Source organism: Vibrio sp. T20, assembly GCF_007858795.1.
Lineage (GTDB): Bacteria > Pseudomonadota > Gammaproteobacteria > Enterobacterales > Vibrionaceae > Vibrio > Vibrio satsumensis.
In genome coordinates this window covers 41,826-57,492 of sequence record NZ_VFEB01000080.1, presented here as the reverse complement: position 1 = coordinate 57,492, position 15,667 = coordinate 41,826, and the positions used below count along the sequence as shown (strand labels likewise).

General features: G+C 45.7%; 13 protein-coding genes. 1 reads left to right on the top strand and 12 read right to left on the bottom strand.

Annotated elements, in window-relative coordinates:
• Window positions 1–238: 238 nt before the first annotated feature.
• Complete coding sequence (relA, locus tag FTW16_RS07670) at window positions 239–2,461, bottom strand: GTP diphosphokinase (RefSeq protein WP_060982689.1); 2,223 nt, start codon at window positions 2,459–2,461, stop codon at window positions 239–241.
• A 114-nt stretch (window positions 2,462–2,575) separates the two neighbouring features.
• A complete protein-coding gene (rlmD, locus tag FTW16_RS07665; protein WP_146490603.1) occupies window positions 2,576–3,895 on the bottom strand; it encodes a 23S rRNA (uracil(1939)-C(5))-methyltransferase RlmD in 1,320 nt (439 codons plus the stop codon).
• Between the two features lie 165 nt (window positions 3,896–4,060).
• Here rlmD and barA point away from each other — a divergent pair, with 165 nt between their 5' ends.
• On the top strand, window positions 4,061–6,874 hold the full coding sequence (gene barA / locus FTW16_RS07655; protein ID WP_146490602.1) for a two-component sensor histidine kinase BarA: 2,814 nt from the start codon (window positions 4,061–4,063) through the stop codon (window positions 6,872–6,874).
• Window positions 6,875–6,996: 122 nt separating this feature from the next.
• Here the strand turns inward: barA and acpS are convergent, their stop codons facing one another.
• From acpS to FTW16_RS07605, 10 genes are all read right to left on the bottom strand, one after another.
• Window positions 6,997–7,377: a holo-ACP synthase gene (gene acpS, locus FTW16_RS07650; protein WP_048659396.1), complete on the bottom strand. Its 381-nt coding sequence runs from the start codon at window positions 7,375–7,377 to the stop codon at window positions 6,997–6,999.
• 78 nt (window positions 7,378–7,455) lie between these two features.
• Window positions 7,456–8,193 carry a pyridoxine 5'-phosphate synthase gene (gene pdxJ / locus FTW16_RS07645; protein ID WP_048664490.1) on the bottom strand — a complete coding sequence of 246 codons (738 nt, stop codon included), beginning with the start codon at window positions 8,191–8,193 and terminating at the stop codon, window positions 7,456–7,458.
• A complete protein-coding gene (gene recO / locus FTW16_RS07640; RefSeq protein WP_146490601.1) occupies window positions 8,190–8,918 on the bottom strand; it encodes a DNA repair protein RecO in 729 nt (242 codons plus the stop codon). The genes pdxJ and recO overlap by 4 nt, the downstream gene beginning before the upstream one ends.
• A gap of 102 nt (window positions 8,919–9,020) precedes the next feature.
• Window positions 9,021–9,992 (bottom strand): GTPase Era, encoded by a 972-nt coding sequence (era, locus tag FTW16_RS07635; RefSeq protein WP_017059042.1) that lies wholly within the window; start codon window positions 9,990–9,992, stop codon window positions 9,021–9,023.
• Window positions 9,985–10,662, bottom strand: coding sequence for a ribonuclease III (gene rnc, locus FTW16_RS07630; RefSeq protein ID WP_017059043.1), 678 nt, complete (start codon window positions 10,660–10,662; stop codon window positions 9,985–9,987). Before rnc ends, era begins: the two co-directional genes overlap by 8 nt.
• Before the next feature lie 26 nt (window positions 10,663–10,688).
• A complete protein-coding gene (gene lepB, locus FTW16_RS07625; protein WP_146490600.1) occupies window positions 10,689–11,585 on the bottom strand; it encodes a signal peptidase I in 897 nt (298 codons plus the stop codon).
• A 97-nt stretch (window positions 11,586–11,682) separates the two neighbouring features.
• On the bottom strand, window positions 11,683–13,476 hold the full coding sequence (lepA, locus tag FTW16_RS07620) for a translation elongation factor 4 (RefSeq protein WP_017059045.1): 1,794 nt from the start codon (window positions 13,474–13,476) through the stop codon (window positions 11,683–11,685).
• A gap of 137 nt (window positions 13,477–13,613) precedes the next feature.
• A complete protein-coding gene (locus tag FTW16_RS07615) occupies window positions 13,614–14,084 on the bottom strand; it encodes a SoxR reducing system RseC family protein (RefSeq protein WP_048605807.1) in 471 nt (156 codons plus the stop codon).
• Window positions 14,081–15,043, bottom strand: a complete 963-nt coding sequence (gene rseB, locus FTW16_RS07610; RefSeq protein WP_146490599.1) for a sigma-E factor regulatory protein RseB — start codon at window positions 15,041–15,043, stop codon at window positions 14,081–14,083. The genes FTW16_RS07615 and rseB overlap by 4 nt, the downstream gene beginning before the upstream one ends.
• Window positions 15,040–15,663 carry a sigma-E factor negative regulatory protein gene (locus FTW16_RS07605; protein ID WP_146490598.1) on the bottom strand — a complete coding sequence of 208 codons (624 nt, stop codon included), beginning with the start codon at window positions 15,661–15,663 and terminating at the stop codon, window positions 15,040–15,042. Before FTW16_RS07605 ends, rseB begins: the two co-directional genes overlap by 4 nt.
• Window positions 15,664–15,667: the final 4 nt, after the last annotated feature.

Below are 15,667 nucleotides of genomic sequence, written 5' to 3'. Positions count from 1 at the left end.
TGATTTTTAAATTTAAAACTTCTGTTAAAACTAAAAAAGGTGAGCAGCTAAAACCACTCACCTTTCTATTTTTCTTGTTAAACCAACGCGTCATTCAATGCATTGTTCGGTTTTTACTAAGTAATTGGTTCTTCTAACAAGGCAACAAACTTACGAGACTTCTGAGCATAGCTTGCCTATGTGATGAAGCGAGTATAGTGCAGTTAACACGGTTAGAAAGCCAAGTACGACGTAAAAGCTAGCCTAGTCTTTTGACGCTCATTACATCTTTGATCTGCTCGACACGACTTGTCACTCGACTCAGAATCTCAATATTGGTCACTTCCAAATCGAAATCCATTACCGATAGCTGACGCTTGTAATCGATGCGGCTCTTCATTGTTGTCACGCTGATCTTCTCGTTCGAGAACAGTGAGGTGATGTCTTTCAACAAGCCATTACGCTCTAGCGCTTCAACGCGCAGAGTTAGGATGTAAGAACCGACGAAGCCATTGCCCCAGACAGTATCAATAATACGTTCTGGCGCATGCAGGCTTAGCTCACTCAACTGCTCACAGTCAGCACGGTGCACTGAGATACCACGACCTTGCGTAATGTAACCTTTAATAACATCGCCTGGGATTGGCTGACAGCAACGCGCTAGGTGCGTCATTAAGTTATCAACGCCCTCAACCACTACCGCGTCTTTCTTAGGACGACTCTGCTGTGCTGGCTTGTTTTCCGACTCAAGCAGTTTCTCTAGCGCTTTCTTATCTTCTTCTTCCGCCGTCGGCTTATTCACCAACGCATTGATGTGATTAACCACTTGGTTAATGCGCAAGTCGCCACTGCCGATACCAGCATAGAGTTCATCTGGCGTGTTGACGTTAAAGCGTCTTAGCGCGTATTGGTCTGCATCTTTTAGGGTTGCACCGACTTTCGCTAGTTCAACCTCAAGGATGTCTCGACCCGCTTCGAGGTTCTTCTCTCGGCTTTGCGCACGGAACCAAGCATTGATCTTCGCACGAGCCCGGCTTGAATGAACGAACCCTGTAGTTGGATTTAACCAGTCACGTGATGGGTTCGGTTCTTTTTGAGTGATGATTTCAACCTGATCACCCATCGATAATTTATGGGTAAACGGTACGATACGTCCCGCTACTTTTGCACCGATACAGCGGTGTCCAACCATCGAGTGGATGTGGTAAGCGAAGTCCAACGGAGTGGCACCCATAGGTAAATCGACGACATCACCGCGCGGTGTAAATGCGTATACGCGGTCATCGAATACTTGGCTACGAACTTCATCCAGCATCTCGCCAGAGTCCGACATCTCTTCTTGCCAATCGATAAGTTTACGCAACCAAGTGATTTTCTCATCGTAACCACTGCGCCCGCTTGAAGCACCTTCTTTGTACTTCCAGTGCGCAGCGACACCCAACTCAGAGTCTTCGTGCATTTGCTTGGTACGGATCTGAATCTCAATGGTCTTGCCTTCAGGGCCCAGAACCACGGTGTGAATCGATTGGTAACCATTTGGCTTAGGGTTCGCCACGTAGTCATCAAATTCACTTGGTAGATGTTTGTATTTGGTATGAACCACACCTAGGCCGGCATAGCAGTCTTGAAGCTGGTCGGCGATGATACGCACAGCACGCACGTCAAAAAGCTCATCGAAGTCCAAGCCTTTCTTCTGCATTTTACGCCAGATACTGTAGATGTGTTTTGGTCGACCGCTGACTTCAGCATTGATGTTTGAACGCTGCATTTCTGCTGTTAAATCATCAACGAAATCTGTGATGTATTGTTCACGAACGATACGACGCTCAGACAGCTGTTTCGCAATCTGCTTGTAGGTGTCTGGCTGCTGATAGCGGAATGCGTAATCTTCGATTTCCCACTTAAGTTGACCGATACCTAAACGGTTCGCCAGTGGAGCATAGATGTTAGAACACTCTTTTGCTGCCGCGCGACGTACAGCATCTGGCGCTTTTTTTACTTCAATAAGGTTACAGATTCGCTCAGCTAGCTTGATAACTACGCAGCGGAAATCATCCACCATCGCCAGTAGCATACGACGAACGTTATCAACTTGACCCGAGGCAGCGCTGCCTTCAAGAGTCACGTTTAACTGGCCTAAAGCCGCCATTTCTTCAACGCCATCAATCAACTTTACGGTTTCTTTACCGTAGCTTTCTTCAAACGCTTCGCGCTCAAAAACGCCGCTTGAGACGACGGGAAAAAGTTGTGCTGCAATTAAAGTGGCACGGTCCATGGACAGCGTAACCAAGATTTCGATCATCTCACGGCCACGCCAAAGCAACAGCGATGCTTGCTCGTGATCTTTTAATAGCTCTTCACAGTGACGATAAACTTTGATCAGTTTATTCGAGGTCTTTACGTCTTGATTCAGTGACGCAATCCAACTTTCTAGCTCAAACTGTTCGCTTGGGTTTAAATGTGCGCTTCGTACCGCAACCATCATGCCTTCCTAGTTATTATGTTTTATACCCAACTCAATATGACTAACTGGTTCCAAGTTAGTTCGACCATATTGATATCAGCGCAAGTTTCCCTGCGCCTTTGTGATTCATTTTTAAGCCTTGATAAAGAGAGCCATCGATTCTAGATGACTGGTGTGCGGGAACATGTCCAACATACCCAATTTGGCTAACTGATAACCTTGTTTTTCTAAGCTCTCAGAATCTCTAGCTAGAGTAGCAGGATTACACGAAACATAAACCACACGCTTCGCTCCTAACGCTGAAATTTGATCAACGATCCCACTCGCTCCCGCACGTGCCGGGTCAAGCAATACTTTATCGAATTTCTCTTTTGCCCAAGGCTGTGAAGATAAGTCTTCTTCAAGGTTAGTTTGGTAAAATTCCGTATTGCTTAACTGGTTTAACGCTGCGTTAGATGTGGCTTGCTGAACCATTTCATCAACGCCTTCCACACCAACCACAAACGCCGATTGTTGTGCTATAGGCAAACTGAAGTTACCTAGACCACAAAACAGGTCTAGCACTCGCTCATCCGCTTGAGGTTCTAGCCACTCAATCGCTTGAGCCACCATCTGCTGGTTGACCTTCTGGTTCACCTGAATGAAATGGTTTGGCTCGAAAGGTAAGGTAACACCCGTTTCACTATAGGTTGGCGCTTCACCAACCAAACGAACCAACTTATCGGTTTCAGGCATCGAATACAACGTCGCGCCTTCTTCTTTCGCTAACGCTATCAGCGCTTGTTCATCTTTTTCAACCAAAGGTTTGAGGTGGCGTAGCACCATAACAGGGCCAGTATCGCCCAACACCAATTCAACGTGTCCTAAAGACGTAAGGTTGTTGAAAGTGTTTAGTAAATTTTTCAGTTTTGGCAGCAATACATTGAGGCGAGGATCAAGCACGGCACAATCTGTGATGTTTTCAATCTGCTTACTCTGCTTCTTACGGAAACCGAACTGAAGCTGCTGTGTCTTCTTATCAACAAATAGGCTGATACGTGCGCGACGTCGATAACCGGTTTCATCACCTATAATAGGCTGTGCAACTTCAGTATTTGCCGTTTGGTATTGGCTCATCAGGTGCGTCAGAGATTGCGATTTATGCTCAACCTGAGAAGAATAACCGAGGTGCTGAAGGTGACAGCCACCACACTGATTAAAGTGCTTACAAAACGGCTTTAAACGCTGCCCGCTCGGCTTCAATAACTTGATAAGCTTAGCTCGCGAAAACTTACTTTTGCTCTCAGTAAGTTGAATAACCACCTGCTCACCGGGCAATGCGCCATCAATGAAAACTGGTTTATTCTTCTGATAAGCGATACCAGCGCCATTGTGATCCATTCGTTCAACCAAAACCGATTGATGCTTGGTCTCGAGTTGAGTTTTCTTTTTTGGTTGGAAAAAACGTGCCATTGCTTGTGCCTAATGTATCTTTTAATAAGTAATTGGTATCCAGGACTCACTATTATGTCTTGGAATCATTGTCGAACGTCACGGCTTTGATTAAGCTTACCGTTCACTTAACCGCCATTGTGTGCGTTATTTTCCCATATCCAGACCTCGATGTAATTAAAGAACATGACCAGATATGGCTTAAGAGCCCGTGTAATTACCTTAACTCTAGCTCCAACCCTGATTATTGGGTTGCTATTGAGTGCATTTTTCTCATTTAACCGCTATCAAGACCTTGAGGGGCAAGTGGTTAACACTGGTACTAGCATCATTGAACCACTTGCGATTGCGAGTGAATCAGGCATGAAGCTCGAAAGTCGAGAGTCTGTTCGTCAGCTTATTAGCTATGCACATAGGAAGAATTCTAAGTTAGTGCGCAGCATCGCGGTGTTTGATGAACGTCATGAGTTGTTTGTAACCTCAAACTTTCATCCTGACTTTGAAAGCCTGACTTATCCGAAAGATAAACCGATCCCGCATTTGAGCTCATCGAACCTGCTCGATAACACGCTGATTCTGCGAACGCCGATCATAGCCGAAGGCCAATACATCAATTCAGCCAACGGTCAGTCTCAAGCCAACCAAGCGATCGGTTATATTGCGATTGAATTAGACTTATCTTCTCTTCGATTGCAGCAATATCAAGAAGTGTTCTCTGCGTTCTTGGTGTTGATTCTGGGTCTTGGACTTTCTGGGGTATTTGCCTTCCGTTTGATGCACGACGTAACCCAACCGATCACACACATGAAAAACATGGTCGACCGAATTCGTCGTGGTCACCTAGATGTGCGTATCGAAGGAAAAATGCATGGCGAGCTAGACTCACTGAAAAACGGTATCAACGCGATGGCGGTATCGCTGTCAGAGTATCACGTCGAGATGCAGCACAGTATCGACCAAGCAACATCCGATCTACGTGAAACCCTTGAGCAGCTAGAGATTCAAAACGTTGAGTTAGACATTGCAAAGAAACGCGCTCAAGAAGCAGCTCGTGTTAAATCTGAATTCTTGGCTAATATGTCTCACGAACTGAGAACGCCGCTGAATGGGGTGATTGGCTTTACTCGTCAGATGCTCAAGACTCACCTATCGAACAGTCAAACCGATTACCTGCAAACCATTGAACGCTCGGCAAACAACCTGCTCAGCATCATCAACGATATCTTAGACTTCTCGAAACTTGAAGCCGGTAAACTGGCTCTAGAAAACATCCCATTTGAATTCCAAGCTAGCCTTGAAGAGGTAGTAAACCTTCAAGCAACCAACGCTCATGAGAAAGGCCTAGAGCTGACACTTAAGATCGACCCTAAAGTACCACCGGGCGTCGTAGGCGATCCACTGCGTATTCAACAGATCCTGACCAACCTAGTTGGCAACTCAATCAAATTTACGGAGCGCGGCAACATTGATATCAGCGTTGAGCTTCGTTCACAAAGCGAAGACAGTATCGAGCTGCAATTCATGGTTCGTGATACCGGCATTGGTATCTCTGAGCGTCAACAAGCTCAGCTGTTCCAAGCCTTTAGCCAAGCCGATGCAAGTATCTCTCGTCGCTATGGTGGTACAGGCTTAGGTCTGGTTATCACCCAAAAACTGGTCAGCCAAATGGGCGGAGAGATCAGCCTAACCAGTCGTCTGCACCAAGGTTCAACCTTCTGGTTCACCTTAAGACTATCAACGACTGATATGCCAATGACTGAGTTAATAGAGACTCAGTGTCTACAAGACAAACAACTGCTGCTTATAGAACCAAATATGCAAGCGGCCTCAATTACTCAGCAAATCCTAACCCAAGAGGGCTTAGTGGTCACGTATCGTTCGGTTATGCCAGACGAGAGCACCTCGTATGACTACGTACTACTGAACCTAGCCGCGAACCAAGAATATCAATTTGATACTGTGAGTGGTTGGGCGATAGGCGCGAAGAAGATTGCTCAAAACGTGATAATTGGTACACCAAGTACCGAGCTAGCGCTGGGTGAGCAGCTAATGAAAGAGGTCGATGTTCAGTGCATCACTAAGCCTCTTTCTCGTAAGAAGTTGCTGCAAACTCTGGTATCGAATCAAGCACCGACCTTGATTGCACCGGCTATTGAAACACATTCAGAAGAGAAGCTTCCGCTTACGGTATTGGCGGTCGACGACAACCCTGCCAACCTTAAGCTGATCACTGCGCTGCTAAAAGAACGCGTAGAAACCGTCATCAGTTGTACCAGTGGTCAGCAGGCGATAGACAAAGCGACAGAAACTCAATTTGATATCATCTTCATGGATATTCAAATGCCACAGATGGACGGTGTGACCGCTTGTCAGAACATCAAAAAGCTGGCGAACAATGCAAACACGCCTGTAATTGCCGTTACTGCTCACGCCATGATGGGGGAGCGTGACCGACTACTTGACGCAGGTATGGATGACTACCTAACCAAGCCTATTGAAGAACATGTGTTACAACAGGTTCTGATTCATTGGAGCCCAACCTCTGAGGTTGAGCACATCGAAAAAATAGATCCAGACCATCCCGCAGTCTCTGCTGAGATCGATAACGGCTCAGTGTCAGAAACTGAAGCCAGCGTGCACAAAAATATCATCATTGATTGGCAAGCGGCGATGAAACAGGCCGCCAATAAAGAAGACCTCGCACGCGATATGCTGCAAATGCTGGTCGACTTTATCCCAGAGGTTTACGAAACAGCAGACAAAGCGATAGAAGACAGTGACTACCCAGTTGAAGAGCTGATACACATCATCCACAAGATGCATGGCAGCAGCTCGTACAGCGGCGTACCAAGGCTAAAATCGGTGTGTGCGACGATAGAGAAAGAACTGCGTTCAGGTACTTCTGTTGAAGACATTGAACCGGAACTTTTCGAACTTCAGGATGAGTTAGATAAGGTTCAAGCGACGGCTATTCACTACTTGAAACCAGCCCGTGATTAGATTGATTTAGCCTCAAACTCAAAGCAATAAAAAAGCAGAGCATATAAGCTCTGCTTTTTTGTTTAGCAGCGAATCGAACGCTAGGTTTCGATTAACCTTAATAGGTAGTTATCGGTAAGCAATTATGATTCGAGCAACACCGTTGCCACAGCGTAGTGACGCTCATCCGAGATAGTCAGATGAATCGATGTTGTACCATTCGCCTCTGCGATTTCACGTGCTTTTTTATGCAGCCTCAGAACTGGCTTGCCATGCTCATCGTTTGAAATCTCAAAGTCGTGGAAGGTCACACCAAGCGCGATGCCCGTGCCTAACGCCTTAGATGCCGCTTCTTTTGCAGCAAAACGTTTTGCAAGGTAACGCCCTTTTTGCTTAAGTTGCTGGAATACTTCAAATTCAGAATCGGTCAAAATACGTTGAGCAAAAGCGTCACCACTTCGTGACAATGCCTTTTCAACACGTTCAATTTCTGCGATATCTGTACCTAATCCAACAACAGCCATGTTTACCCTACTACCAAACTTCTATCTATTAATTCTACTAATTAGTCGCTTACGACTTAACGCTTACTGTTTAGAAAACTAAGCGTTGTTACGTGCTGTTTCCATCACGGCTTTCATGTCTGCAACGGCTTTGTTCAAACCATCAAACACTGCACGTCCCATGATTGAGTGACCGATGTTCAACTCGTAGATCTCTGGAAGAGCCGCAATCGGTGCTACGTTGTGGTAAGTCAGACCATGACCAGCATTGACTGTGATACCAAGATCGTCCGCGTAGCTTGCGCCTGCAGCAATCTTTTTCAGCTCGTCTTGTTGGTCTTCTTCTGTTTTAGCATCGGCATAATGGCCAGTGTGCAGTTCAATGAACGGTGCGCCACACGCTTTTGCTGCGTCGATTTGCTCACGGTCAGCATCGATAAACAGAGATACTTTAATGCCAGCAGCAGACAGTTTTTCCGTCGCCGCTTTGATCTTTTCAAGTTGACCAACCACGTCCAAGCCACCTTCAGTGGTCAGTTCTTCACGCTTCTCTGGAACCAGACAAACAAACTCAGGATTAGTATCGAGGGCAATTTGAACCATCTCGTCCGTTACTGCCATCTCCAAGTTCATACGAGTTTGAAGAGTTTCAGCCAGAATACGTACATCGCGGTCAACGATATGACGACGGTCTTCACGCAGGTGAATAGTAATACCGTCAGCACCCGCACGTTCAGCAATTTCAGCTGCGTGTACTGGATCTGGGTATTTAGTACCACGTGCATTACGTAGTGTTGCAATATGGTCGATATTAACGCCTAAAAGGATTGAGCTCATTTTCCAATACTCCGTGCTCTAGAGAGGGCTATTGTTGGCATAAATAGCTCTCTACTTTTTAATGGTTTGCCGCCAAGATACGGCTTTAAGGCTATGCGTGTAAAGCGTTTTGCCGCTTTTAACTGCTCTTTAGTGATAAACCTACGTTCACTGATTGCGATTAGTTCATCGCCCATAAAAGTCAGGTTGTCTCGACGCACCGAAGCGATGAAACCTTTCTGCTCTCGATAGCGATAAGTCATGCTCGGATCAATCGCTTCACCAGTGCCCGCGCAGTGTAAAAAGTCGACGCCATAACCCATAGCGGATAATAGAGCCAACTCAAAACGACGCAGCGCTGGCTCAGGATTTTCATTATGCGCCAGCTCTGTTAAAGCATGAAGATAGTCGTGAAAAAGTGCTGGCATCGCCACTTCCGCCATCAATACACGACCGATTAGCTCGTTCACATACATGGCTGAATACAGATTGATACCGGCGAGAGGGAGCCCCAAGCTAATCGGCTCAGCTTGGCGTAAGGTTTTCATCGAACCATTACCAGACCACTTAAGCAGTAGCGGTGTAAAAGGTTGTAATGCACCTTTCAAATTGGAACGCTTGCTGCGAGCGCCTTTAGACATCAACGTCACCCGACCGAACTCTTCGCTGAAGACGTCCAAGATCAGGCTCGACTCACTGTATGGTCGACGGTGCAACACAAAGCATCGCTGTAACCCTTCGCTCAATCACTCACCCTTATTACAGATACAAAAAGAGAGAGTTCGCACTCTCTCTTGGATTTATCTTCAGTTCAACTTTCTTAATCTCAGAAAGTGACGTTCAATATATTATAGATCGTCGATGTAGCCTAACGAGCGAAGTGCACGCTCATCATCAGCCCAGCCAGATTTAACCTTGACCCAAGTCTCTAGGTAAACTTTACGGCCGAATAGCTCTTCCATATCGATACGCGCTTCACGACCAATCGTTTTGATCTTCTCGCCCGCTTTACCAATCACCATTTTCTTCTGACCTGTACGCTCAACAAGAATCAGTGCATTAATGTGGAAGCCATCGTTATCTGGGTTGTAATCGAAACGTTCGATTTCAACCGTTACTGAGTATGGTAGCTCGTCACCCGTAAAGCGCATCAGCTTTTCACGGATAATTTCAGAGGCCATAAAACGTTGCGAGCGATCAGTCACGTATTCTTCAGGAAAGTGGTGTGTAGCTTTAGGTAAATGTTCACGTACGTGCTTACGCAGTACATCAATGTTTTTACCTTGCTTCGCTGAGATTGGCACAACGTCAATGAAGTCCATCTTCTTAGAGACTTCCATCATATGTTGCATCACGTTAGTACGGTCTTGAACGTTATCTACTTTGTTGATGCAAAGTACAACTGGGAAGTCAGTCTTCTTCAGTTTGTTCAAAACCATCTCATCGTCGTCAGTCCAGTGAGTACCATCGACAAGGAAAAATACTAGGTTCACATCACTCAGTGAGCTGTTCGCCGCACGGTTCATCAGACGGTTAATTGCACGCTTTTCTTCAATATGAAGTCCAGGAGTATCAACAAAGATCGCTTGGTAATCACCCTCAGTTTCAACGCCCATAATACGGTGACGTGTCGTCTGTGGTTTACGTGATGTAATAGAAATCTTCTGTCCCAGAATATGGTTCAGAAGCGTCGACTTACCTACGTTTGGGCGACCGACAATAGCGATGAAGCCACAATGTTGGTTTTCCGGTAGGCCTGTTTTTTTGCTATCAGATGAAAAGAATGCATCGATATCGAAATCTTGGTTGTTATCAGACATTGCTTAGTTGCTCTAATGCTGTTTCAGCAGCCGCTTGTTCTGCCTTGCGGCGGCTAGTGCCTTTACCGATAACAGGTTTATCCACACCTGCCACTTCACACTCAACCGTAAACTCTTGGTTGTGTGCTTCACCTTTAATATTAGTCACTGTGTAGACAGGTAGAGGATTTCTTCGACCTTGTAAAAACTCTTGTAGGCGAGTTTTCGGATCTTTTTGAGATACTCCAGGCTGAATAGCATCTAGGCGAGATTGGTACCAGCTTAAAATAATGCCGCGAACCGTCTCGGTATCACTATCTAAATAGACAGCGCCGATGATCGCTTCAACCGCATCCGCTAGAATAGAATCACGACGGAAACCGCCACTCTTCAACTCACCTGGACCTAATTTTAAGTAATCTCCTAGTTCGAATTCACGACCTAGTTCTGCCAATGTATGACCACGTACTAATGTTGCGCGCATGCGGCTCATATCACCTTCGTTTACCTTAGGGAAACGGTGGTAAAGATCATCAGCGATAACAAAACTTAAAATTGAATCGCCCAGAAACTCAAGACGTTCGTTATGTTTACCTGCGGCGCTGCGGTGAGTCAGCGCCAAGTGGATAAGATCGGCATCATTAAACTGATAGCCAATCTTTCTCTCTAGTTTATCAATTGGAGAATTCATGCTCTCTCGATGTGTTATGTGATCGATTAATGAATCCCACCGATGCGATTAAAACGCACACCAGTAGGAATCCATGTTGGAAGTACACTGTCTGAACCGCGTTCGAACTCGAAGCTGATCCAAATAGCAACAGCCTTACCAACAAGGTTTGCTTCAGGGACAAAGCCCCAGTAACGGCTATCGGCACTGTTGTCACGGTTATCACCCATCACAAAGTACTGGCCTTCTGGAACGACCCATTCGTTAACACCATTGCGAGGCTGATATGCTTGCACACGATCACGGCGTAATGGGTTAACTAAAATCTGGTGCTCTACGTCTCCAAGCTGTTCGTTCAGCTGAATCAGAGGCACACCATCTTGAATAAATTGGCTCTCTTCAACATTACTTAGTTTCACTGGTTCACAGCTACTTGTACCCTTCGCCTGAATACAGATCTCTTTACGACTGCTGTAGCGAATCGTGTCACCAGGCATACCAACAACACGCTTAATGTAGTCGATGTTTGGCTGAGGTGGGTACTTAAATACGATTGAATCGCCGCGTTCTGGCTTGCCTATTTCTACCAATTGAGTGCGCCATACTGGGTCTTTTAGACCGTACGCGTACTTCTCTACCAAGATGAAATCACCAACCAAAAGGGTTGGCATCATCGAGCCAGAAGGGATTTGAAACGGTTCATAGATGAATGAACGCAAGATCAAAACAAATGCAATTACCGGGAAAATGGACACACTGTTCTCAACCCACCAAGGCTGAGCCGTAACTTTTGCGCTAGTTTCAGCGTCTAGGCCATTCGATTGCGCTTCAACGTCAGCAAGTTTTTGCTGGCGCTTCTTCGCCCACACAAACTTTTCCAACGCCCATACAATGCCGGTCACTAGAGTTACGATCACTAAGATAAGCGAAAATGTATTAGCCATTGATATCCCTTAAATTTCATTTCTTTAAAAATAACGAAAGTGAAAGAATAGCGAGCTACTCTTCCACTTTCAATTATTCGTTTACCGCTGGATAAAGTTAATCTTTTCCAACGTGAAGGATTGCAAGGAAAGCTTCTTGAGGCAGTTCAACGTTACCGATCTGCTTCATACGCTTCTTACCTTCTTTTTGTTTCTTAAGAAGTTTCTTCTTACGGCTGATATCACCACCGTAACATTTTGCGATTACGTTCTTACGCAGTTGTTTCACTGTAGAACGAGCAATGATGTGGTTACCAATCGCTGCTTGAATCGCGATATCGAACATCTGACGAGGGATGAACTCTTTCATCTTCTCTACCAGTAGACGGCCACGAGACTGAGCAATATCTTTGTGCGTAATGATCGCTAGTGCATCAACTGTTTCGCCATTCAGCAATACGTCTACACGTACCATGTTTGATGGCTCGTAGCGTTGGAAGTTGTAATCCAATGATGCGTAACCGCGAGACGTTGACTTCAGACGGTCGAAGAAGTCGAGAACTACTTCTGCCATAGGAAGATCGTACGTCACAGCAACTTGGTTACCGTGGTAAACCATGTCTACTTGTACGCCACGCTTCTCAACACACAGTGTGATTACGTTACCTAGGTAATCCGAAGGTACCAGGATATTACAGCGTGCAATTGGTTCACGAATTTCTTCTAGGTCATTAACCGCTGGCAGTTTAGCCGGGCTATCAACGTAAAGAACCGTTTTATCTGTTTTTACAACTTCATACACAACTGTTGGTGCAGTCGTGATTAGATCTAGGTCGTATTCACGCTCGAGACGCTCTTGGATGATCTCCATGTGAAGCATTCCTAAGAAGCCACAACGGAAACCAAAACCAAGTGCTGCTGAACTTTCTGGTTCAAAGAACAGTGACGCATCGTTCAGGCTTAGCTTGCCTAACGCGTCACGGAAGTTTTCGTAGTCATCAGATGATACAGGGAATAGACCTGCGTATACCTGAGGCTTCACTTTTTGGAAGCCAGGTAGACGTTCAGTGCTGCCGCCCTTTGCAAGCGTCAACGTATCACCAACTGGTGCACCTAGGATGTCTTTAATACCACAAACAACCCAACCTACTTCGCCAGTATTTAGCTCTGTAGTATCGATTTGCTTAGGCGTGAAGATACCTAGACGGTCAACACCCCATACTTGGTCTGTCGACATTACTTTGATCTTATCGTTCTTCTTCAGCTTACCGTTTTTAATACGAACCAAAGAAACTACGCCAAGGTAGTTATCGAACCAAGAGTCAATGATCAACGCTTGTAGAGGCGCTTCAGGATCACCTTCCGGTGGCGGGATGGCCGTTACGATGTTTTCTAGAACATCATCAACACCCAAGCCGGTTTTCGCAGAACAGCGAGTCGCTTCCATCGCATCGATGCCAACGATCTCTTCGATTTCTTCAGCAACACGTTCTGGTTCAGCTGCAGGTAAGTCAATCTTGTTCAAGATTGGCACTACTTCCAGTTCCATTTCAATTGCTGTGTAACAGTTTGCTAGAGTTTGTGCTTCAACACCTTGGCCAGCATCCACTACAAGTAGTGCGCCTTCACAAGCAGCTAGAGAACGAGATACTTCGTAAGAGAAGTCTACGTGTCCAGGAGTGTCGATAAAGTTAAGTTGGTAAGTTTCACCATCTTTAGCTTTGTAATCTAAAGTCACACTCTGCGCTTTAATTGTAATACCACGCTCGCGTTCTATATCCATAGAATCGAGGACTTGAGCTGCCATCTCACGTTCACTTAATCCTCCACAAACTTGGATTAAGCGGTCAGAAAGGGTCGACTTACCGTGGTCGATGTGGGCGATAATCGAAAAATTACGAATGTGCTTCATAGGCTTGGTGTGACTAAACTCTTTGAATAGGGATAATAAGAAAGCCGCGACGCGTCCAATCTACACTCAGCATTGGTGGCGGCATTTCAATCAAGTTGGCAGATTCTACCCAATTTAAGGGCAAGAAGCATCATAAATTAGACGAGAGACTCACCTAGGATTCGAATCAAGACGACTTCTTGCTTGGATTTGTCTTCCATGGGTTTGGCTAACCGCTTCGCTAAGGCAATCCCACCAGCGGTAAACAGTGCTGCACTTAAGATAACAATACCCTCGCCCCCTTGAAGTAAGGGTTGCAACAAGAGTTGTCCAAAACCAGCACCAATCATCAGCATGAAAAGTGGGATTAGATAAACGATGGCTGCCGACTGAAGTAGGCTTTTTTCAGGAAAGCCAATTTCTACGATTTGCCCAGCTTTGACTAAGCTTTTAGTTTTAAGCTGCCAAAACAAAGATTTATTGCCAACTGCCTTGGTCACAATACCCGTGCCGCAACTTTTTTGAGAAGAGCAACTGCTACAACTGGTTTGTTGTTCGCAGCTCAGTTGAACAAAATATTGCTTACCTTTTTGTTCAACTGAGCTAACGGTCGCCAACGCGGTCATCATTGCGCTGGTACCGATTTATTGAATGTAACTGACTGAGCAATACGCTTTGCAGTTGCAGGCGGAATGTCACCAACCACAGAGATTTCTTTGTCGCCAATCACTAAGCTATGCAAGGTTCTACGCCCTTGACGTACCAACTGCCCTTTCAATGAATGTTCGTCTTTATCGGCGATATAAACCGAAAAGCTAAACAATCCATCACTGAAAAGCTGGCTTTCAACCATTTTATCTGTCGCTGCCATTTGATAACGGCTAAGCTCTTTTGACTTAAACCCTTCAGGAATCCAAGAGGCCTGCCAGTTAGTTTCACTCACTAAGCCTTCCGGCAATGATAAGACTTTCGGCAATTGAGCTTGGTTCAATCCCCCCATTGCCTCTGCAATCTTATCGTTCACCACGTAAGAAATAGTGCGGTACTGTTCAAGCACTTCACCGTCACGATCCAAAAGATCGGCACGCAAAGGAAGACTGGTTTTTTCATCGACCCAAACTACGTAGGAGTAACGAAGGCCATCTTTTGGCACGACGCGTAATACTTGAGTGGTGCTTCCCGCTTCACGAGAGCGTCCAACTTTTACAAAATCGTAGTACTGGTTCAGAGAGTCAATATCTCGGTTAATCATCGGAATGACAGGTGCAACCATACTGCCAGATTGAATAGTAAATGGCTCAGTACCCGGTTCGATGTAACTAACTTCATTGCCACGTCGAATGACTTCACGAACCGGGCCGCTCAGATAAACAAGGTGTGCAAGTTGTTGATCGTCGTTAACGGCATGACGATAAAGTAGAGGTTCAATACTGCTCTTCTTTATCAATATGTAAGAGAGCTCGTAATTTAGATGCTGACTGGCCTCGTTCATTTGATGCAACAAGGCCTTTGCAGTAGGTTCCTCTGCAAAGGCTGTTGGAGACATCAAGCTGAACAGTGTCAGTGCACTGACCAGGATTTTCTTCATTCAATGTCCGATTCTAGATGTGCATCTTGCATTGGCGATGCATCACTGTTAAGTCTTAGCTGCAGCTCATAATCTTCTAGCATTGCATGAACGCGTTTACGCTGCTCTTGCAAGTTAGCTTCCGATGCCTGCTTTTCAACAGAGTCACGCGTTAAGCTTACTGGTTCCGCAGAACCCGCAAATGGAATCGTCTGGAGTACAGGCAACTGCTCTGGTGCTGCAGGGTCGCTGCCACCATATTGTTGAACACCTAATACAACCACTAATGAAACACACGCTGCCACGGCAACTTGTCCAAACTGTTGTAACCAAGCCGGAAGCTGACGCTTCGCTTGCTGAGGTTTAGGCTGCTCTTCAATTGGAGCAACAGTAGGTTCAACATTCACTTGGTGCAGGTTCGGCATTGCACTATGTGCAGGCTCAGCTTCAAGCGCTGCTGCCACATTGTTAGCAATGTTCCAATCTTGAGTTTCTGGCGCATCCCCACGCATAACATCACCAATTAAATGGTAACTCTGCCAGGTATCCATGCTTTCTTGATCGGATTCGAGATCTACAATGAGAACTTTATCGATCGTTTCACCATCCATGAGTGCCGAAAGCTTTTCTTTATCAGCCATTATT